The organism is Pseudomonas putida S13.1.2 (assembly GCF_000498395.2).
Lineage (GTDB): Bacteria > Pseudomonadota > Gammaproteobacteria > Pseudomonadales > Pseudomonadaceae > Aquipseudomonas > Aquipseudomonas putida_Q.
On record NZ_CP010979.1, the window covers coordinates 122,298 to 143,675 of the forward strand.

Here is a 21,378-nt window from a genome sequence, read left to right on the forward strand (position 1 = left end):
GGCGAGTGGGTATCGCCGGGGTTCAGCTAGGGCAGGAGCAGAAGGCTTTTCTTTTAAGCGATGAGCAATGGGAGAAGTTGCAGGCTCTATTTCCTCTTGGCCCATTGCAGACCTATGGTAATGCCAACGGTCTTGTCTTCGAGCGGGTGTTGGTAGCCGACGTCACTGGTCACTATGACAGTGTCCTCTTGATTGAGCAGGTTCATGCAAGCTCGCAAGTGCTGACATTCTCGGCCGATACTCGACGCTATCTGATGCAGTTGGAGAACTCCAGGGACGGCGCACAGCTACTCGAACAGTTTGATCGGGTGTTTCTACCTGCCAAAGAGGCGTTCACAGGCCAAGACCTGGTGCGGCTCAATCAGCCGCTGGAACTACCGCTTGCCGAATTGAGCCTGCGCTCTGCTTTCAGCGCCAAGGCATCTGTGCATGGCCGGGACGCTATCGAGTTGGCGGGAGCACACTTCGCTTTATGTGACCTTGAGCCCGAGTTGTCGGGTTGGCTGTCACCTGAGTGGCAGTCTTGCCTGTTGTCGGGTGCCGTTCCTGTGCATACCGCAACCGCTTCGGTGCCAGAATGGTTTCCGCGTGACTGCTATGTAGACGGTAGTGCGTTTAGTAACAGCGGAGACTTGTTCGCTTTTCTTGATGGTATGCAGTGGGCGGAGTACGAGGCGCTGGCGAGTCGCTTGCGGTCGTTTCTCATGCAAGGCAGCGCTCGCCCGGATGAGCGTATTTACCCCTATACCGTAGACTTCTGGATCAATGCGCTGACCTCCGCTATTGCACTGGATGCAACAGCGGTGCGTGGCGCAGCGCCGTTGTTGAGCGTCGTCATTCCAGCCTATAACTATGGTCGGTATCTGGGGCAAGCAGTGCGGTCCGTGTTGAGCCAGGGTGTCGAGGAGGTTGAAGTCCTCGTTGTGGACAATGACTCGACGGACAACACGCAGTTGGTCATGGCGGAATTTTCGTCTGATACGCGGGTGCGCTATATGCGTAACCGGCGGAATTTTGGGGCAGGCAACAGCTCTCAAAATGGCTTTTGGGCGGCCAAAGGCAAATACATGATTTTGTTCATGGCCGACGATTTCATGAATCCAGGCCATGTTCAGCGCCTTCTCCCTGCGATGGAAAGCAATGCGCAGGTTGCACTGGGTTACAGTCCGATATGTTGGGTCAGCGAGCAGGGAGAGCCCGTACCAGGGCCTCGCCACCCGGGGCATCGGGGTGCAGATTATTTTGGCGGGCGTAATGAGGTTGCGGATCTTCTTATTTACGACAGCTACATTACGCCCTCTGCAGCCATCATTCGTAGAGATGCCTTTTTCAAGGCCTGGCGGCGTGATGTCAGAATTCGAGGGTCTGGTGACTGGCAGCTTATGGTTCAGCTTGCAGAGCTTTACCCTGACTTCGCCTTCAGCGCTGTGCCTGGTGTGAGCTATCGCGTACATGCTGCACAACATTCCCATGAGTTTTATGTCTCCTGCGCACCGCTGGAAGGGCACACCTGTATTCTCGAAGGTGTATTTGAGCGTGGTAACGAAGGGCGGCTGAAAGGCTATGAGCGCGAAGTTGCTGCGCACCTCAAGCGGCGGCTGACACTTTATCCGCAAGAGCAGGATACCGGGCTGGGCAGACGGGTGCGGCAATTGTGTGGGCGTCTGGAAGCCCTGGCGCAAGACGCCGAGAGAACGCTGTTCTCCATCATATTGACCACGTTTAACCGTCCGCAATTGCTAAGGGATGCGCTGAACAGCGTTGCCCATCAGTCCTTCAAGGACTTTGACGTCATTCTGGTCAACGATAACGGCGACCCGGTCGAGTCGCTGCTGGCTGACTACGATTTCCCCATCACCTATATCCGCCAAGGCCGTAATCGCGGCCCGGCCGCTGCGCGTAATGCCGCTTTGCACCTGGCCCGTGGTCGTTATGTCGTCTATCTGGACGATGACGACCTGTACCTGCCTGACCATCTTGAAACATTGGCCAAAGCGCTGGATACCCACCCCGACAGTGTGGTGTATACGGATGCAGTCTTCATTCAGGAAACGCTTGCGGCAGGCAAGCGGACCGAAGTGGCGCGCGAGCAACGCTATCCCCACGAGGCGTACTCCAGGGAGCGTTTGCTGGTCAACAACTACATCCCGATCAACACCTTTGCCTGCCCACGCGCGCTTGCACTTGCCGTGGGGGACTTCGACGAGTCCCTGGCAGGGTTGGAAGATTGGGATTTCCTCATGCGCCTGAGCGCGCGAAGCGCCTTCCATCATGTTCGCTGTGAGACGGTGGAAGTCCGTATGCGCCGTGATGACAGTGCGCCGGCTCGACGTTCCGAGCAGGCACTGAAAGATTACCCAGCGCTTTATCGCGAGTTGTATGCGCGCCATAGCGACGTTGGCAACGAGGAAGTAGAGCGCGGGCGCCAGGAGATGCTGGAGCATCTGGGTGGCAAGCCCAAGGCGTTGACGCTGCAAACCTGGCTGGGCGAACGTGTTCCGGATGCCATGCAGAGCCGCCTGATCGAACAGCGTCTGCACGCCCATCAGGGCGGCCCTGTGATCGGCATTATCGTGGTGGACGCTGATGGGCACGCAGATGCATTGAAAGCTTCTCTGCAAAGCCTGAACAGCGATCACTGCCTTTATTCCACGTTGAAAATTGTCGCGTTGACGCCGGGCGAGGCGCCCGCGACTTCGGCGCAGGATACGCTGCATTTCATGCGTTTGACCGATGCCAGCCTGAGCGATCAGCTGAACCAGGCAGTTCAGGCGGGTGAATTCGACTGGTTCATGCTGGTAGAGGCGGGGAGTGAGTTCACTGCAAGTGGCTTGCTGATTGCCGCGCTTGACCTGTTGGCGGCGCCGGGCTGTCGGGCCGTTTATGGTGATGAAGGTTTGCGTTGCGCCGGGTCGGAAATGGGCGCTGCGCTGCGCCCTGATCTCAACCTTGACCTGCTGCTCAGTTTGCCGGCAAGCCTGTCACGCCACTGGCTGTTCAACCGTCAGGTGTGGCTGGAAATGGGCGGCTTCCGCCAGGAAGCGGGCCAGGCGTTCGAGCTGGATTACATTCTGCGCCTGATCGAATCTGCCGGTTTCGAGGGGCTGGGGCATATCAGCGAGCCGTTGTTGGTCTGCGATGCCCCGTCGCTGCGCGACTGCCCGGACGAGCGCGGGGTCATCCAGCGCCATCTGCATGCACGCGGTTTTGCCCAGGCGCGCATCGGGTCTCGTCTGCCCGGGCGTTATGATCTGGACTATGGCGCCCCCGGCGACGCGCCGGTCAGCATCCTGATCCTGCTCCAGGGCAACAGCACCGAGCGGGTGCAGCGTTGCATGGAAACCATTCTGGAGAAGACAACCTATCGAAACTACGAGGTGCTGCTGCTGGCGCGTGATAATGCCGGCCCGGCAGTAAACGGCTGGCTCGACAACGTTGCCCGGCTTGGCACCGATGCCATTCGTTGCATGCGTTTCCCGGCTGGCATGGCGCCTGTGCAAATGCGCAACCAGGCAGCCGGGCAGGCCCGTGGTGATTTCCTGCTGTGGCTGGACGAAGGCGCTGCGGTGCTCGATAACGATTGGTTGCAGCAGATGCTCAACCACGGCATGCGCCAGGAAGTCGGCGTGGTGGGGGCCAAACTGGTGGCGGGGGACGCTACCATCAGCCATGCCGGTTTCGTGCTCGGCCTGAATGGCCCTGTTGGCGAAGCTTTTGCCGGTCAGCCGATGGCCGCGTCCGGCTATCTGCAGCGCCTGCAAGTGGACCAGAACTATGTCGCCGTGAGCGGCAAGTGCCTGCTGGTGAACAAAAGCCTGTTCCTGGAGGCGGGCGGTTTCGACGAGTCCCCCGAGTTGCAGCGCTGGACGGATGTTGATCTGTGCCTGCGCCTGCACCGTGGCGGCTACCTGAACGTGTGGACGCCGCGTGTTCAGTTGCTGCTCAGTGAGGATGCTGTAACGCCGGCCACCGCTGCAGAAGAAGATGCCTTGTATGACCGCTGGCTGCCTGTACTGGCACGTGACCCGCTCCACAACCCGAACTTCTCGCTGTCTTCCAGCAATGGCCTCGGCCTGGCGCCCTCCGGTCTGAGCTGGCGACCGTTGTCGTCCTGGAAACCGCTGCCGACCATCCTCGCCCATGCGGCGGACAGAGGAGGGTGTGGCAACTACCGGGTCATCCAGCCGCTGGATACGCTCAACCGCGAGGGGCTGGCCGAGGGGGTGGTGGCGTGGAATTATCTGGCGCCTGCCGAACTTGAGCGTTATCAGCCCGACAGCATCATCCTGCAGCGCCAGGTTGGCGATGAGCAGATTGAGCATATACGCCGGATGCACGCGTTTTCGCGGGCTTTCAAGGTCTTCGAGCTGGACGACTACCTGCCCAACCTGCCACTCAAGAGCGTGCACAGGGCGCACATGCCCAAGGACATTTTGCGGTCCATACGTCGCGGTTTGTCCTATGTGGACCGCTTTGTCGTTTCCACGCAGCCGCTGGCCGAGGCCTTCGCCGGCCTGCATGGCGATATCCGCGTGGTACACAACACGCTGGATACCCGCTACTGGGGGAACCTCAAGGCCCTGCGCCGGCAGTCGCGCAAACCGCGTGTCGGCTGGGCGGGTGGGGCGAGCCATACGGGCGACCTGGAAGTGATCGCGGACGTGGTCAAGGAATTGGCCAACGAGGTGGAGTGGGTGTTCTTCGGGATGTGCCCGGACAAGCTGCGGCCCTATGTTCATGAGTTCCACGAGGGTGTTTCGATTGAGCAATACCCGCGGGTTCTGGCCAGCATGAACCTGGACCTGGCCCTGGCTCCCGTCGAGCAGAACCTGTTCAACGAGTGCAAGAGCAACCTGCGTTTGCTGGAGTACGGTGCCTGTGGTTACCCGGTGATCGCCAGCGACCTGCGTTGCTACCAGGGCTACAGCGATTTGCCGGTCACACTGGTGAAGAACCGTTTCCGTGGTTGGGTAGATGCCATCCGCATGCACATCTCTGATCTGGATGCCACGGCGAAGGCGGGCGATGCACTGCGCAATGCAGTGCTGGGCACCTGGATGCTCGAAGGTGACAACCTGAGCAACTGGCGCAAGGCCTGGCTGCCGGACTGATACATGGCCGTAGGCCTGTGCCGGCCTCTTCGCGGGTAAACCCGCTCCCACAGGATCAGCACAGGCCTCAAGCCCTGCGCTGATCCTGTGGGAGCGGGTTTACCCGCTAATGGGCCAGCACAGGCAACCCAAATCCCCATCTCCGGCACGGCTATTGCTACACCGCTGGCAACACACCGTTTTTATGACGGTCAGCCACGCGAGAGAGCACGATGCCCCAGGCCGCCCACGTAACCCGAGCCCCCAATCAGCAGGGGCAAACCCCGGTCGAGCAGGACAGCCACCAGGGTATCGAGCAAGCCTTCGCCCTGTTCAACCAGGTGTCCAGCCAACTCAGCCAGTCCTACAGCCTGCTCGAAGCCCGGGTCAGTGAACTCAAAGGCGAGCTGGCCGTGGTCAGTGCCCAGCGCATCGAAGAGCTGAGCGAAAAGGAACGCCTGGCCAACCGCCTGCAGAACCTGCTGGCCCTGCTACCCGGCGGGGTAATCGTGATCGATGGCCATGGCCTTGTACGTGAAGCCAACCCGGCTGCTTGCGAACTGCTCGGTGAACCGCTGATCGGCGAACTGTGGCGCCAGGTGATCGCCCGCAGCTTTGCGCCGCGCAAGGACGATGGCCACGAAGTCTCGCTACGCGATGGCCGTCGACTGTCCATCGCCACCCGCTCGCTGGATGCCGAACCCGGCCAACTGGTGCTGCTCAACGACCTGACTGAAACCCGTCGCCTGCAAGACCAACTGGCCCGCCACGAGCGGCTGTCGTCGCTGGGGCGCATGGTCGCCTCGCTGGCCCACCAGATCCGCACGCCGTTGTCGGCCGCCATGCTCTATGCCAGCCACCTGGCCGATAGCGAGCAAGCGTTGAGCGCGGAAACCCGCCAGCGCTTCGCCAGTACCCTGAAGGAGCGCCTGCACGAGCTGGAGCACCAGGTGCGTGACATGCTGGTGTTCGCCCGTGGCGAGTTGCCGCTGGGTGATCGGGTTACCCCGAAAGCGTTGTTCCAGGCCCTGCAGCAAGCGGCCCAGGTCCATGTTCAAGGGCATGCAGTGCGCTGGCAGTGCGACAGCCATCTGGGCGAGTTGCTGTGTAACCGCGACACCCTGGTCGGTGCCTTGCTCAACCTGATCGAGAATGCCTTGCAGGCCAGCGAAGGCCCGGGGCGGTTGAAGGTGCACCTGTTCCGCCGCGAGCACACCCTGCATATGTGCGTGAGTGATGCCGGTAGTGGTATCGACGCCGAGTTGTTGGCGCGTCTGGGTGAGCCGTTCCTGACTACCAAAGCCACCGGCACCGGCCTGGGCCTGGCGGTGGTTCAGGCTGTGGTGCGTGCGCACCAGGGTGCAATCAGCTTGCGTTCGAAAGTGGGCCGTGGCACCTGCGTGCGGGTAGAGCTGCCGCTGATCGACGGGCAATTGGCGGAGGGGGTGTAATGGCAATCAAGGTGCTGCTGGTCGAGGACGACCGCGTATTGCGCCAGGCGCTGGGCGATACCCTGGAAATCGGCGGTTTCGCCTACCAGGCCGTGGGCAGTGCCGAAGAAGCGCTGGAGGCGGTGCTGGATGACGCCTTCAGCCTGGTGGTCAGCGATGTGAACATGCCCGGCATGGACGGGCATCAGTTGTTGAGCCAGTTGCGCCGCCAGCAACCCCAGCTGCCGGTGCTGTTGATGACGGCGCACGCCGCCGTCGAGCGTGCCGTCGAGGCCATGCGCCAAGGTGCTGCCGACTATCTGGTCAAGCCGTTCGAGCCCAAGGCGCTGCTCAGCCTGGTCGAGCGGCATGCCGCCGGGCGGGTGTCCGCTGACGAGGGCCCGGTGGCCTGCGAGCCGGCCAGCCGCCAATTGCTGGAGCTGGCCGCGCGTGTGGCGCGCAGTGACTCGACCGTGCTGATTTCTGGTGAGTCCGGCACCGGCAAGGAAGTGCTGGCGCGCTACATCCACCAGCAATCGCCGCGAGCGGCGCAGCCCTTCGTGGCAATCAACTGCGCGGCCATCCCCGACAACATGCTCGAAGCCACCCTGTTCGGCCATGAAAAGGGCGCTTTCACCGGTGCCATCGCCGCCCAGGCCGGCAAGTTCGAGCAGGCCGAAGGGGGCACCCTGCTGCTCGACGAAATCTCGGAAATGCCAATGGCCTTGCAGGCCAAGCTGCTGCGCGTGCTGCAGGAGCGCGAAGTGGAGCGGGTAGGCGGGCGCAAGCCGATCAGCCTGGACATCCGTGTGCTGGCCACGACCAACCGTGACCTGGCCGGCGAAGTGGCCGCCGGGCGCTTCCGGGAAGACCTGTACTACCGCCTGTCGGTGTTCCCCCTGGCCTGGTGCCCGCTGCGTGAGCGCCCGGGCGACATCCTGCAACTGGCCGAGCGCCTGCTGGCGCGCCATGCGGCCAAGATGAAACACGCCCCGGTACGCCTGTCGCCGCAGGCCCGGGCCTGCCTGCAGGCCTATGCCTGGCCGGGCAACGTGCGCGAACTGGACAACGCGCTTCAGCGGGCGCTGATCCTGCAGCAGGGTGGCGTGATCGAGGCGGCGGATTTCTGTCTGGCAGGCGCCATTCCATTGTCAGCCAGCACAGAGCCATCACCTGAAGTCTCGGCCGAGGCGAGCGGGCTGGGCGATGACATGCGCCGCCATGAGTACCAGATGATCATCGACACCCTGCGCGCCGAGCGCGGTCGGCGCAAAGAGGCGGCCGAACGCCTGGGCATCAGCCCGCGCACCTTGCGTTACAAGCTGGCGCAGATGCGCGATGCCGGGTTTGACGTCGAGGCCAGCCTGTTCGGCTGACACTGCGCCCCGCTGTGAATGCAGTCACCCCTGTGGGAGCGGGCGTGCCCGCGAAGAACCCCACGCGGTGGCTGGCACCGGCTGCGCCGGTGTTCGCGGGCTCGCCCGCTCCCACAGGGGCCGTGTAAGCCCGTGAAAGGTGATTGCCAAGGCTGGCACCTTTGTTGCTTTACGTAGGCTATTCGCCGCATGAGTGTCAAAAAAATGCGGCCGCAGGAGAGAGAAGGGTCATGAGCCAAGGTGTTGAATTCAATCGTCTGATGCTGGACATGCGGGCCATGCAGGCCGATGCCATGTCGCTGCCAAAGGTCACCGCTGCCCCCGAGCTGGCACCGGGGCAGAGTACCTTTGCCGACATGCTTGGCCAGGCCATCGGCAAGGTGCATGAGACGCAGCAGGCATCGACCCAGCTGGCCAATGCCTTCGAGATCGGCAAGAGCGGCGTCGACCTGACCGACGTGATGATCGCTTCGCAAAAGGCCAGCGTGTCGATGCAGGCCATGACCCAGGTACGCAACAAGCTGGTCCAGGCGTATCAGGACATCATGCAGATGCCGGTTTGAGGACGGACGTAGACCATGGCTGAAGCAGTCGTCGACAACGCCCCCGCCAAGACTGGCTCGGCAGCGGCCAAGCGCCCGCTGCCAGGTATGTCGTTCCTGGAAAACATCGCGCAGATGCCCATGCTGCGCCAAGTCGGCCTCATGGTCGGCCTGGCGGCCAGCGTGGCAATCGGCTTCGCCGTGGTGCTGTGGTCGCAACAACCCGATTACCGTCCGCTGTACGGCAGCCTGTCGGGCATGGACACCAAGCAGGTCATGGACACCCTGGGTGCTGCTGACATTCCCTACAACGTTGAGCCCAACTCCGGTGCTCTGCTGGTCAAGGCCGACGACCTCTCCCGTGCGCGCCTGAAACTGGCGGCCGCTGGCGTGGCGCCCAGCGATGGCAATGTCGGCTTCGAACTGCTCGACAAGGAGCAGGGCCTGGGCACCAGCCAGTTCATGGAAGCCACGCGCTACCGCCGCAGCCTGGAAGGCGAACTGGCGCGTACCGTTTCCAGCCTTAACAACGTCAAGGCCGCGCGCGTGCACCTGGCCATCCCGAAAAGCTCGGTGTTCGTGCGTGACGACCGCAAGCCCAGCGCCTCGGTACTGGTCGAACTGTACCCGGGCCGCGCCCTGGAGGCCGGTCAGGTGTTGGCTATCGTCAACCTGGTGGCGACCAGTGTGCCGGAGCTGGACAAATCCCAGGTCACCGTGGTCGACCAGAAGGGTAATTTGCTGTCCGAGCAGTTGCAGGACTCTGCCCTGACCGAAGCCGGCAAGCAGTACGACTACAGCCGCCGCATGGAAAGCATGCTCACCCAGCGCGTGCGCAACATCCTGCAGCCCGTGCTGGGCAATGACCGCTACAAGGCCGAGGTGTCTGCCGACCTGGACTTCAGTGCCGTCGAGTCCACCGCCGAGCAGTTCAACCCCGACCAGCCGGCGCTGCGCAGCGAACAGTCGGTTGACGAACAACGCGCCAGCAGCCAGGGCCCGCAAGGCGTGCCTGGCGCGCTGAGCAACCAGCCGCCAGGCGCTGCCTCGGCACCGCAAACCACCGGTGGCGCCGCTACCCCGGCCGCAGCCATTCAGCCTGGCCAACCGCTGGTGGATGCCAACGGCCAGCAGATCATGGACCCGGCCACCGGCCAACCGATGCTCGCACCGTACCCGTCGGACAAACGCCAGCAAAGCACCAAGAACTTCGAGCTGGACCGCTCCATCAGCCACACCCGCCAGCAGCAGGGGCGCATGACCCGCCTGTCGGTGGCAGTGGTGGTAGACGACCAGGTCAAGATCGACCCGGCCACCGGCAACACCAGCCGTGCACCGTGGGCTGCCGAAGACCTGGCGCGCTTCACCCGCCTGGTGCAGGACGCGGTGGGCTTCGACGCCAGCCGTGGTGACAGCGTAACGGTAATCAACGTGCCATTTGCCGCCGATCGTAACGAAGAAATTGCCGATATCGCCTTCTACCAGCAGCCGTGGTTCTGGGACATCGTCAAGCAAGTGCTGGGCGTGGTGTTCATCCTGGTGCTGGTGTTCGGCGTGCTGCGGCCGGTGCTCAACAACATCACAGGGGGCGGCAAGCAGGCTGCTTCGGATAGCGACATGGAGCTGGGCGGCATGGTGGGGTTGGATGGCGAACTGGCCAACGACCGCGTCAGCCTGGGTGGCCCGACAAGCATTCTGCTGCCTAGCCCGAGCGAGGGTTACGAGGCACAGCTCAACGCAATCAAAGGCCTGGTGGCCGAAGACCCGGGCCGTGTAGCCCAGGTCGTCAAAGACTGGATCAACGCCGATGAGTGATAACCGAGCCGTTACCGCCAAGCTGAGCCGCGTCGACAAGGCGGCAATCCTGCTGCTCTCGCTGGGCGAGACCGATGCGGCCCAGGTGCTGCGCCATATGGGCCCCAAGGAAGTGCAGCGGGTGGGTGTGGCCATGGCGCAGATGGGTAATGTGCACCGTGACCAGGTCGAGCAGGTAATGAGCGAGTTCGTCGACATTGTCGGCGACCAGACCAGCCTGGGCGTGGGGTCTGATGCCTACATCCGCAAGATGCTCAACCAGGCGCTGGGCGAGGACAAGGCCAATGGCCTGGTCGACCGCATCCTGCTGGGTGGCAACACCAGCGGCCTGGACAGCCTGAAGTGGATGGAGCCGCGCGCCGTAGCCGACGTGATCCGCTACGAGCACCCGCAGATCCAGGCCATCGTGGTCGCTTACCTCGACCCTGACCAGGCCGGTGAGGTGCTGAGCAACTTCGACCACAAGGTGCGCCTGGACATCGTCTTGCGCGTGTCGTCGCTGAACACCGTGCAGCCGGCGGCGCTGAAAGAGTTGAACCAGATCCTCGAGAAGCAGTTCTCGGGCAACTCCAACGCCGCGCGTACCACCTTGGGCGGCATCAAGCGCGCTGCCGACATCATGAACTTCCTCGACAGCTCCGTGGAAGGTGCGCTGATGGACGCGATCCGCGAAGTCGACAGCGACCTGTCGGAGCAGATCGAAGACCTGATGTTCGTCTTCAACAACCTGGCCGACGTCGACGACCGTGGTATCCAGGCGCTGCTGCGCGAAGTGTCGTCCGACGTGCTGGTGGTGTCGCTCAAGGGTGCAGACGAGCGGGTCAAGGACAAGATTTTCAAGAACATGTCCAAACGTGCCTCGGAACTGCTGCGCGACGACCTGGAGGCCAAGGGGCCGGTGCGGGTCAGCGATGTGGAAACGGCGCAGAAGGAAATCCTCACCATCGCCCGCCGCATGGCCGAGGCCGGCGAGATCGTGCTCGGCGGCAAGGGTGCCGAGGAAATGATCTGATCCATCAGGTCAGGAAAAAATGGTGGGGCTGGTGCGGTCATTGTGGGAGCTGGCTTGCCGGCGATGAGGCCAGCCCAGGCAGAGTCGTTGCATGGCAAGGGCTGCGCCCTTGATCGCCGGCAAGCCAGCTCCCACAAGGCCCTTATGGGTCGAACATGCTTGTTGAGTACTTTAAAACATGTCCAGCAAAGAACATCACCCAAGCGACCTGATCCGTGCCCGCGACCTTGAAGGCGTGGATGTATGGACGCTGCCCAGCTTCGACCCGCAGCCAGAGCCCGTACCCGAGCCTGAGCCGGAACCCGAGCCGGTCGAGGAAGAAATCGAGGAAGTGCCGCTGGAAGAAGTCCAGCCGCTGACTTTGGAAGAGCTCGAGGCCATCCGCCAGGAAGCCTACAACGAAGGCTTCGCCACCGGCGAGCGCGAGGGTTTTCACAGTACCCAGCTCAAGGTCCGCCAGGAGGCCGAGGCGGCCCTGAAGGCCAAGCTCGACAGCCTTGAGCAACTGATGGCCAACCTGATGGAGCCCATCGCCGAGCAAGACACGCAGATCGAGAAAACCCTCGTGCACCTGGTGGCGCACATGACCCGCCAGGTGATCGGCCGCGAATTGCGCAACGACTCCAGCCAGATCACCCAGGTGCTGCGCGAAGCCCTGAAGCTGCTGCCCATGGGGGCGGACAATATCCGCATCCACCTCAACCCACAGGACTTCGAACTGGCCAAGGCCCTGCGCGAACGCCATGAGGAAAACTGGCGGCTGCTGGAAGACAGCGCACTGCTACCGGGGGGCTGCCGTATCGAGACTGCCCATAGCCGCATCGATGCAAGCATGGAAACGCGTATCGAGAAAGCCGTGGCGCAGCTGTTCGACCAGTTGCACGACCATTCCCTGCACCCGGCGGCGCCAGACATGTCGGTAGACCTGAACGCCCCCGTCGAGCGTTCGGTGGAAAGCCCTGATGCACCTTAAACGCACCAGCTTTGGCAAGCGCCTGGGCAGTTATGCCGAGGCCATCGAGCTGCCGGCCCAGCCCATCGTCGAAGGCCGCCTGCTGCGCATGGTCGGGCTCACCCTGGAGGCCGAAGGCCTGCGCGCCGCCGTGGGTAGCCGCTGCCTGGTGATCAACGACGACAGCTACCACCCAGTCCAGGTAGAAGCCGAAGTCATGGGTTTTGCCGGGCCCAAGGTGTTCCTCATGCCGGTCGGCAGCATTGTCGGTATCGCCCCCGGCGCCCGGGTGGTGCCGCTGGATGACGGCGGCCGGCTGCCCATGGGGATGAGCATGCTGGGCCGGGTGCTGGACGGCGCCGGGCGTGCGCTGGATGGCAAGGGCGGGATGAAGGCCGAGGACTGGGTGCCGATGGACGGCCCCGTGATCAACCCGCTCAACCGTGACCCCATCAGCAAGCCGCTGGACGTGGGCATCCGCAGTATCAATGGCCTGCTGACCGTCGGCCGCGGTCAACGCCTGGGCCTGTTCGCGGGTACCGGCGTGGGTAAGTCGGTGTTGCTGGGCATGATGACCCGCTTCACTGAAGCCGAAATCATCGTGGTTGGCCTGATCGGTGAGCGGGGCCGTGAGGTGAAGGAATTCATCGAACACATCCTGGGTGAAGAGGGCCTCAAGCGTTCGGTGGTGGTGGCTTCGCCTGCCGACGATGCGCCGCTGATGCGCCTGCGCGCTGCCATGTATTGCACGCGCATTGCCGAATACTTTCGCGACAAAGGCAAGAACGTGCTGTTGCTGATGGACTCGCTCACCCGTTTCGCCCAGGCGCAGCGGGAAATTGCCCTGGCCATCGGTGAACCGCCGGCCACCCGGGGTTACCCGCCGTCTGTATTCGCCAAGCTGCCCAAGCTGGTGGAGCGGGCGGGCAATGGCGAACCGGGCGGTGGTTCGATTACCGCGTTCTACACCGTGTTGTCCGAAGGTGATGACCAGCAGGACCCGATCGCCGACTCGGCGCGGGGTGTGCTTGACGGCCACTTCGTGCTGTCGCGCCGGTTGGCCGAGGAAGGGCACTACCCGGCGATCGACATCGAAGCCTCGATCAGCCGGGTGATGCCCCAGGTGGTCGATGCCGACCACTTGCGCCAGGCGCAGAAGTTCAAGCAACTGTGGTCGCGCCTGTCGCAAAGCCGCGACCTGATCAGCGTGGGCGCCTATGTGGCCGGCGGCGATCCGGAAACCGACCTGGCCATTGCCTTGCAGTCGAAGCTGGTGGAGTTTCTGCGCCAAGGCCTGCAGGAGAATGTGGGCATGGCGCAGAGCCGCGAACAGCTGGGGGCGATCTTCACGCCCCCGGCAGGCTGATAGGGCATGGCGTCGCCCGGACGCGCGGCGCGCCTGGCGCCGGTGGTGGGCATGGCCGAAGAGGCCGAGCGCAAGGCCGCCCAGCGCCTGGGGCATTTCCAGCAGCAAGTGGCCACGGCCCAGGCCAAGCTGGCCGAACTCGAACGGTTTCGGGAGGATTACCAGCAGCAGTGGATCAACCGCGGCGGGCAGGGGGTCAATGGCAGCTGGCTGGTCAACTACCAGCGTTTCCTGGGGCAGCTGGAAACGGCCATGACCCAGCAGCGCCAGAGCCTGGTCTGGCACCAGAACAACCTCAACAACGCCCGCGGCATCTGGCAGCAGGCCTATGCCCGGGTAGAGGGTTTGCGCAAGCTGGTGCAGCGCTACATGGACGAAGCCCGGCGCGCCGAAGACAAGCGTGAGCAGCGGTTGCTGGACGAACTGTCGCAGCGCCTGCCCCGCCAAAACCATTTTTAACCTGTGCCGGCCCTATCGCCGGCAAGCCAGCTCCCACAGGTGCTGCACAGGGTCCGAGTCTGGTGCAGTTCCTGTGGGAGCTGGCTTGCCGGCGATAGGGCCGGTGCAGGCCATAGGTATGACCTTGCTACACCTGCTCCAGCCTGCTAAACCTTAATGGAGTTGCATTCGCCATCATCGAAGGAATCGCTAGCATGGCAGTCGAGACTGATTTTTCGCAGGAAGGGAAAAAGCTGACGATCAAGATCAAGGGGCGCTTCGATTTCGGCAAGCATCAGGAATTTCGTGACGCCTACGAACGCCAGCCCTATCGGCCCGAATCGGTGATCGTCGACCTGAAAGACACCACCTACCTCGACAGTTCCGCGCTCGGCATGCTGTTGTTGCTGCGTGATCATGCGGGCGGCGATGAGTCGGATGTGCGGGTAGTGCACGCCAGCTCCGATGTGCGCAAGATCCTCGCCATCTCCAATTTCGAAAAGCTCTTCGACATCAGTTGAGCGCCGACATGCCGGCCCAACAGGCGTTGACCGTGCTGGTCGCCGAAGACGGGGCCGCCGACAGAATGCTGTTGGCGCAGATCGTGCGCCGCCAGGGCCATCAGGTATTCACCGCAGAAAACGGCGAGCAGGCGGTGGCGCTGTTCGTCGAGCGCCGCCCGCAGCTGGTGCTGCTGGATGCGCTGATGCCGGTGATGGACGGCTTCGAGGCGGCGCGACAGATCAAGGCCCTGGCCGGTGAGGCGCTGGTGCCGATCATTTTCCTGACGTCGCTGAATGAGGAGGAGGGCCTGGTGCGCTGCCTGGAGGCCGGGGGCGATGATTTCATGGCCAAGCCCTACAGTGCGGTGATCCTCGGCGCCAAGATCCGCGCCATGGACCGCCTGCGCCGGCTGCAGGCTACCGTGCTGGAGCAGCGTGACCAGATTACCCGGCACCACCACCACCTGCTCAACGAGCAGCGGGTGGCCAAGGCGGTATTTGACAAGGTGGCCCACTCCGGCTGCCTTTCTGCCCCCAACATCCGCTATCTGCAATCGCCCTATGCGCTGTTCAATGGCGACCTGATGCTGGCCGCATTCACGCCGGCCGGCGACATGCGCGTGCTGCTTGGTGATTTCACCGGCCACGGCCTGCCGGCGGCGGTGGGGGCAATGCCCCTGGCCGAGGTGTTCTACGGCATGACCGCCAAGGGCTACGGCATGGCGCAGATCCTGCGCGAGATGAACGCCAAGCTCAAACGCATCCTGCCGGTGGACATGTTCTGTTGTGCACTGCTACTTGACCTCAGCTTGCAGCGTGGCTCGGTAGAGGTGTGGAACGGCGGCATGCCCGATGGTTATCGCTTGTCGGTTGCTGGCCAGGTGCTATCATCTCTGAGCTCTCGGCACCTGCCCCTGGGTATCCTGGCGGCGGAGCGTTTCGATGACAGCACCGAAGTATTGCCGTTGGCGCCAGGTGAACGCCTGTTGTTGTTGTCGGACGGCGTGCTGGACACCGCCGACGACCAGGAGCGGCTATTCGGCGTGCAGCGCCTGCGTACGGTGTTGGCCAACAATCGCAACCCAGCGCGGCTGTTCGACGAAGTGATGCAGGCGCTGGAGCGTTTTGGCGGGCACCCGCGTGATGACATCAGCCTGTGCGACATTCGCATGTTCAGCGCTGAAGAACGGGTGCCGGCGCCGATGATCTACTCTGATAGCGGCCGCTCCAGCCCGCTGGACTGGTCGCTGCGGTTCGAGGTGCGTGGCGAGAGCCTCAAGCGCTTCAACCCGGTGCCTTACCTGGTGCAGTTGCTGCAAGAAATACACGGCCTGCGCGCGCGTACCGGCAGCCTGCACGCAGTACTAAGCGAACTGTATTCCAACGCGCTGGAACATGGGGTTCTGGGCCTGGACTCGCGGCTCAAACGCGATGTGCAGGGGTTTGCCGATTATTATCAGGAGCGCGCCCGACGGCTGGGTGTGGTGACCGACGGTTTCGTGCGCATCGACTTTACGGTTGAACCGCACGCCGATGGCGGGCGTCTGATGGTCGAGGTCCTCGACAGCGGCGCCGGGTTCGATGTGCAGCATGTGCTGTCGCGGCCTTCGCTGGCGCAGGGCCTGAGCGGGCGAGGGCTGAACCTGGTTCAGCGGCTGGCCAGCAACAGCCGCTGGAGCGAGGGCGGGCGTTGCGCACATGTAGAGTTCGAATGGTGAGCCACAGGTTGGCTCGGGCATAATCTGGCTTGATCAAGGAGTGAACAAGTGACTGACATGCATATTGACCACAAGGTACTCAGTGACCTGCGTGAAGTCATGGAGGATGGCTACCTGCAGTTGGTGCAAACCTTTCTCGACGACTCCGAACGCCGCCTGAGCCAGCTGCACGCGGCCAGAAGCGCCGAGGAGCTCGGTGCGGCCGCCCACAGTTTCAAGGGCAGCAGCAGCAACATGGGCGCCGTGGCCCTGGCTGGCCTGTGTCAGCAACTGGAAGACCGCGCGCGGCGGCCGCCGCTGTATGGTATCGAAGACCTGATCAACCGCATCGACCTTGAATATGTCGAGGTGCAGCACTTCTATCGGGGTGAGCAGCAGCGTATTTCTGCAGGCTGAAGTGGAAGTTGGCGCGAGTCTTGCCTGTCTCTGGCCGAATGATCTTTTTGTTTCTGGCGCGGAGACCGCTCAATGCCTGTCGCACCCAACCCTTTGTTGCAAGCCAACGCCATTGCAAGCACCTCGCGTTCGGCCACCGCGCAGGCGGATAAACCGCTGCAGGCGTTAGGTGACAAGGGCGACGCCTTTGGCCAGGTGATGGCCAGGCAGGGGCGTGACAAGGCCCCCGGGCAGGATGACAAGGTCGCCCGGGCCACACCAAAGGACAAACCTGAGGCGCCAGCGGGTGGCAAGAAAGATGCCGCCGACAAAACCGCGGTTGCCGATGACGGCAACAAGTTGCCAGCTGACGACGCCGCCCAAGCCGATACCGGGCTGCGTGATGCCAGCCTGGTGGCCGGCCAGGTCACTGACGCCCAGCCTGGCGCACAGCTGATCCAGGCCCAGGCCGAGGCCGTTGCGCCAGTGTTGCAGGCTGCCACGGCGCAGGTAGCGGCAGAGCCCGAAGAGCCCTCTGCCGAAGAGGCCTTCGACCCCGATGCCGACCCGTTGGCCAATTTGCCAACCTTGCGCCTGGCGCTGGAGCACAGCGCCCAGGCCAAAGGTGGAACCTCGGCACATGCTCTGGATCCGTCCAAGGCCCAGGGCGAGGATGGGCAGGCCGCCGTCAATACCTTGGCGAACCTGGTGGAAAATACCGAGGGTGAAGCAGGCGAGCCGGGTGACAAGGCCTTCGGTGCCTTGCTTGAGGATGGCCTGAAAGACACCAAGAGCGCCAGTAGCGACACCCGCATCGATGATTTCGCCAACCGCCTGGCCAGCCTGACCCAAGCTGCCACGGCCAAGACCGCCAACGCCGTGCCGGCCAATGCCGGCCCGCTGCACCAGCCATTGCCGATGAACCAGGGGGCCTGGGCCGAGGGCTTGGTCAACCGGGTCATGTACCTGTCCAGCCAGAACCTCAAGTCGGCGGATATCCAGCTGGAGCCGGCCGAGCTGGGTCGCTTGGACATTCGCGTCAATGTAGCGACGGACCAGTCGACCCAGGTCACCTTCATAAGCGGCCACGCCGGTGTGCGTGATGCCCTCGACAGCCAGGTGCACCGCCTGCGCGAACTGTTCGCCCAGCAGGGGCTGGCCCAGCCGGATGTCAACGTGGCCGACCAGTCGCGCGGGCAACAGCAGCAGGGGCAGGCGCAGGGCAGCAACCTGTCCGGGGTGGCGGCGCGGCAGGCGGAGCAGGGCGGGGCCGAGCCAGTCGAAGGCACCCGGCCTGTGGAGCAGCAGGTGGTTATCGGCGACAGTGCGGTTGACTACTACGCCTGACTCTTCATTTGCAGTGTTGGCCTCTTCGCGGGCATGCCCGCTCCCACAGGAGTTTCATCGCTTTCAAATCCTTTGCGGCACCTGTGGGAGCGGGCGTGCCCGCGAAGAAGGCAGCACCGTAAAACCTGCTGGAACCCATCCTCTGCAAAATCTGGCATAACACTTGCTCAAGCCAAGCCATCCACCTCTGAACCCCCGATGGACGACGGATTATTGGCATGGCGAATAGCGAAGCAGTCAAAGACCCCGCCACTAAAGGCAAACTCAAGCTGATCCTGCTGGCCGTCGTAGGCCTGTTGCTGGCGATCGGCCTTTCGGTGGGCGCTACCTGGTTCATCATGCACAAGAGCGAGTCGGCCCCGGCCGCCGAGCCTTCGGCAAGCAACGCCAAGGCTGCGGCGATCTACGAGGCGCTGACCCCGGCATTCGTGGTGAATTTCAACCAGAACGGCCGCCAGCGCTACATGCAACTGAGCATCACGATGCTGGCACGTAACCAGGCCGACCTGGATGCCCTCAAGGTGCACATGCCGGTGATCCGCAACAACCTGGTGATGATGTTCTCCGGGCAGGGCTTCGACTCCCTGGCCAGCAGCCCGGTCGGGCAGGAGATGTTGCGCCAGAAGGCTACAGCAGTGGTCCAGGAAGTGGCGCAGAAGGAAGTCGGCAAGCCGGTCATCGACCAGTTGCTGTTCACCAATTTCGTATTGCAGTAGGAGTCCGCAATGGCCGTACAGGACCTGCTGTCCCAGGATGAAATCGATGCCCTGTTGCACGGCGTCGACGACGGGCTGGTGCAGACCGAAAGCGCATCCGAGCCTGGCAGTATCAAAAGTTACGACCTGACCAGCCAGGACCGTATCGTGCGGGGTCGCATGCCGACCCTGGAAATGATCAACGAGCGCTTCGCCCGTTATACCCGTATCAGCATGTTCAACCTGCTGCGCCGTTCTGCCGACGTGGCCGTGGGTGGCGTGCAGGTGATGAAGTTCGGCGAATACGTGCACTCGCTGTACGTGCCGACCAGTCTCAACCTGGTCAAGATCAAGCCGCTGCGCGGCACCTCGCTGTTCATCCTCGATGCCAAGCTGGTGTTCAAGCTGGTGGACAACTTCTTCGGTGGCGATGGCCGCCATGCCAAGATCGAAGGCCGCGAATTCACCCCTACCGAACTGCGCGTGGTGCGCATGGTGCTGGACCAGTGTTTTGTCGACCTCAAGGAAGCCTGGCAGGCGATCATGCCGGTCACATTCGAGTACATGAACTCTGAGGTCAACCCGGCCATGGCCAACATTGTCGGCCCCAGCGAGGCGGTGGTGGTGTCCACCTTCCACATCGAGCTGGACGGCGGTGGCGGCGACCTGCACGTGACCATGCCGTACTCGATGATCGAGCCGGTGCGGGAAATGCTCGATGCCGGCTTCCAGTCCGACCTGGACGACCAGGACGAGCGCTGGGTCAAGGCCCTGCGCGAGGACGTGCTGGATGTAGCGGTGCCGCTGACCGCCACGGTCGCCCGCCGCCAGCTGAAGCTGCGCGACATCCTGCACATGCAGCCTGGCGACGTGATCCCGGTGGAGCTGCCCGAGCACCTGGTGCTGCGCGCCAACGGCGTGCCGTCGTTCAAGGCGCGCCTGGGTTCGCACAAGGGCAACCTGGCCCTGCAGATCATCGACCCGATCGAACGCCGCTGACGGCGTGCCGGTCGCTCATAACGAATTGAATGCCTGTCGAGGAAACCATGGCTAACGAAAACGAGATCACCTCTGCAGAGGACCAGGCGCTGGCCGATGAGTGGGCTGCGGCCCTGGAAGAAACCGGCTCGGCCGGGCAGGACGACATCGATGCGCTGCTGGGCGGTGATACCGGTAGCAGCGGCGGCCCCGGCCGCATGCCGATGGAAGAGTTCGCCAGCTCGCCGAAGCCGAACGAAAACGTCAGCCTCGAAGGCCCGAACCTGGACGTGATCCTGGACATTCCGGTGAACATTTCCATGGAAGTGGGCAGCACCGAAATCAACATCCGCAACCTGCTGCAGCTCAACCAGGGCTCGGTGATCGAGCTTGACCGCCTGGCTGGCGAGCCGCTCGACGTGCTGGTCAACGGCACGCTGATCGCCCATGGCGAAGTGGTGGTGGTCAACGAGAAGTTCGGCATTCGCCTGACCGACGTGATCAGCCCCAGCGAACGTATCAAGAAGCTGCGCTGAGTGAAGGGCACGATGCGCGCCATTGCGGCGTTCGCTGCGCTGCTGGCCAGCCAGGCCTGCCTGGCAGCGGCCACGCCGGCGGCGACCCCGGCAACGGCGCCTGGCAGCCTTGGCGGGCAGTTGGCGCAGATGGTCTTCGGTCTGCTGTTGGTGGTGGGCCTGATCTTCTTCCTGGCCTGGGTGCTGCGGCGCATGCAGAGTACGGCGGTAAAGGGTGGGCAGGTGATCGAGATCGTCGGCAGCCGGGCCATCGGCCCGCGTGACCGCCTGCTGCTGGTGCAGGTGGGCAAGGAGCAGATCCTGATTGGCCACACCCCCGGTAGCATCGAGGCGCTGCATGTGCTGGCCGAACCCGTGGAAGTGCCGGCTGGCGCACGTCAGGCAACGCCGGAATTTGCCCAGCGGTTGATGGAGCTGATGGGCAAGGACCCTAAGGACAAGAAGTGATGAGCGGCCCGCTGCGTATGTTGTTGACTTTGGCGCTGCTGCTGGCTGCGCCGCTGGCCCTGGCCGCCGACCCGTTGTCGATCCCGGCCATTACCCTGTCCAACGGGGCGGACGGGCAGCAGGAGTATTCGGTCAGCCTGCAGATTCTGCTGATCATGACGGCGCTCAGCTTCATCCCGGCGTTCGTCATCCTGATGACCAGCTTTACCCGCATCATCATCGTGTTCTCGATCCTGCGTCAGGCCCTGGGCCTGCAGCAGACGCCGTCGAACCAGATCCTGACCGGCATGGCGCTGTTCCTGACCATGTTCATCATGGCGCCGGTGTTCGACCGGGTGAACCAGGACGCCCTGCAGCCGTACCTCAAGGAGCAGATGACCGCCCAGCAGGCCATCGACAAGGCACAGGTGCCGCTCAAGGACTTCATGCTGGCGCAAACCCGGCAAAGCGACCTCGACCTGTTCATGCGCCTGTCCAAGCGCACCGACATCGCCGGCCCCGACCAGGTCCCGCTGACGATTCTGGTGCCGGCATTCGTTACCTCCGAGCTGAAAACCGCGTTCCAGATCGGCTTCATGATCTTCATCCCGTTCCTGATCATCGACATGGTGGTGGCCAGTGTGCTGATGGCCATGGGTATGATGATGCTGTCGCCGCTGATCATCTCGCTGCCGTTCAAGATCATGCTGTTCGTGCTGGTGGATGGCTGGGCGCTGATCATGGGCACCCTGGCCAGCAGTTTCGGCGGCGTCTGACGC

Annotated in this window: 18 protein-coding genes; all 18 read left to right on the forward strand. The window is 63.1% G+C overall.

Annotated elements, in window-relative coordinates; genetic code table 11:
* The first annotated feature begins 5 nt into the window (after nt 1–5).
* The 18 genes from N805_RS00595 to fliP all read left to right on the forward strand — a co-directional run bounded on the left by N805_RS00595 (nt 6) and on the right by fliP (nt 21,375).
* The gene (locus N805_RS00595) at nt 6–5,111 is read left to right on the forward strand and encodes a glycosyltransferase (protein ID WP_080956758.1); all 5,106 of its coding nucleotides are present in this window, start codon (nt 6–8) and stop codon (nt 5,109–5,111) included.
* Nucleotides 5,112–5,323: 212 nt separating this feature from the next.
* Nucleotides 5,324–6,541: a sensor histidine kinase gene (locus N805_RS00600; protein WP_028613395.1), complete on the forward strand. Its 1,218-nt coding sequence runs from the start codon at nt 5,324–5,326 to the stop codon at nt 6,539–6,541.
* The gene (locus N805_RS00605) at nt 6,541–7,896 is read left to right on the forward strand and encodes a sigma-54-dependent transcriptional regulator (protein WP_028613394.1); all 1,356 of its coding nucleotides are present in this window, start codon (nt 6,541–6,543) and stop codon (nt 7,894–7,896) included. Before N805_RS00600 ends, N805_RS00605 begins: the two co-directional genes overlap by 1 nt.
* Nucleotides 7,897–8,126: 230 nt before the next feature.
* Nucleotides 8,127–8,459, forward strand: a complete 333-nt coding sequence (fliE, locus tag N805_RS00610) for a flagellar hook-basal body complex protein FliE (RefSeq protein WP_003254438.1) — start codon at nt 8,127–8,129, stop codon at nt 8,457–8,459.
* A 15-nt stretch (nt 8,460–8,474) separates the two neighbouring features.
* Nucleotides 8,475–10,253 (forward strand): flagellar basal-body MS-ring/collar protein FliF, encoded by a 1,779-nt coding sequence (gene fliF, locus N805_RS00615; protein WP_028613393.1) that lies wholly within the window; start codon nt 8,475–8,477, stop codon nt 10,251–10,253.
* Complete coding sequence (gene fliG, locus N805_RS00620; protein ID WP_016488432.1) at nt 10,246–11,265, forward strand: flagellar motor switch protein FliG; 1,020 nt, start codon at nt 10,246–10,248, stop codon at nt 11,263–11,265. The genes fliF and fliG overlap by 8 nt, the downstream gene beginning before the upstream one ends.
* A 178-nt stretch (nt 11,266–11,443) precedes the next feature.
* The gene (fliH, locus tag N805_RS00625) at nt 11,444–12,238 is read left to right on the forward strand and encodes a flagellar assembly protein FliH (protein ID WP_019473832.1); all 795 of its coding nucleotides are present in this window, start codon (nt 11,444–11,446) and stop codon (nt 12,236–12,238) included.
* A complete protein-coding gene (gene fliI, locus N805_RS00630; protein WP_019473831.1) occupies nt 12,228–13,583 on the forward strand; it encodes a flagellar protein export ATPase FliI in 1,356 nt (451 codons plus the stop codon). Before fliH ends, fliI begins: the two co-directional genes overlap by 11 nt.
* A gap of 6 nt (nt 13,584–13,589) precedes the next feature.
* On the forward strand, nt 13,590–14,042 hold the full coding sequence (fliJ, locus tag N805_RS00635; RefSeq protein WP_019473830.1) for a flagellar export protein FliJ: 453 nt from the start codon (nt 13,590–13,592) through the stop codon (nt 14,040–14,042).
* 194 nt (nt 14,043–14,236) lie between these two features.
* Nucleotides 14,237–14,542 (forward strand): STAS domain-containing protein, encoded by a 306-nt coding sequence (locus N805_RS00640; protein ID WP_019473829.1) that lies wholly within the window; start codon nt 14,237–14,239, stop codon nt 14,540–14,542.
* An 8-nt stretch (nt 14,543–14,550) separates the two neighbouring features.
* Nucleotides 14,551–16,242 carry a fused response regulator/phosphatase gene (locus tag N805_RS00645; protein WP_019473828.1) on the forward strand — a complete coding sequence of 564 codons (1,692 nt, stop codon included), beginning with the start codon at nt 14,551–14,553 and terminating at the stop codon, nt 16,240–16,242.
* 48 nt (nt 16,243–16,290) lie between these two features.
* Nucleotides 16,291–16,638 carry an Hpt domain-containing protein gene (locus tag N805_RS00650; RefSeq protein WP_019473827.1) on the forward strand — a complete coding sequence of 116 codons (348 nt, stop codon included), beginning with the start codon at nt 16,291–16,293 and terminating at the stop codon, nt 16,636–16,638.
* Nucleotides 16,639–16,710: 72 nt separating this feature from the next.
* A complete protein-coding gene (locus N805_RS00655) occupies nt 16,711–17,964 on the forward strand; it encodes a flagellar hook-length control protein FliK (protein WP_019473826.1) in 1,254 nt (417 codons plus the stop codon).
* Between the two features lie 218 nt (nt 17,965–18,182).
* Nucleotides 18,183–18,680, forward strand: a complete 498-nt coding sequence (gene fliL, locus N805_RS00660) for a flagellar basal body-associated protein FliL (protein WP_019472901.1) — start codon at nt 18,183–18,185, stop codon at nt 18,678–18,680.
* A gap of 9 nt (nt 18,681–18,689) precedes the next feature.
* On the forward strand, nt 18,690–19,658 hold the full coding sequence (gene fliM, locus N805_RS00665; RefSeq protein ID WP_013973595.1) for a flagellar motor switch protein FliM: 969 nt from the start codon (nt 18,690–18,692) through the stop codon (nt 19,656–19,658).
* 47 nt (nt 19,659–19,705) lie between these two features.
* Nucleotides 19,706–20,173 carry a flagellar motor switch protein FliN gene (fliN, locus tag N805_RS00670; RefSeq protein WP_026034620.1) on the forward strand — a complete coding sequence of 156 codons (468 nt, stop codon included), beginning with the start codon at nt 19,706–19,708 and terminating at the stop codon, nt 20,171–20,173.
* A 12-nt stretch (nt 20,174–20,185) separates the two neighbouring features.
* Nucleotides 20,186–20,620, forward strand: a complete 435-nt coding sequence (gene fliO / locus N805_RS00675) for a flagellar biosynthetic protein FliO (protein ID WP_033692652.1) — start codon at nt 20,186–20,188, stop codon at nt 20,618–20,620.
* Nucleotides 20,620–21,375: a flagellar type III secretion system pore protein FliP gene (fliP, locus tag N805_RS00680; RefSeq protein ID WP_016488421.1), complete on the forward strand. Its 756-nt coding sequence runs from the start codon at nt 20,620–20,622 to the stop codon at nt 21,373–21,375. Before fliO ends, fliP begins: the two co-directional genes overlap by 1 nt.
* Nucleotides 21,376–21,378: the final 3 nt, after the last annotated feature.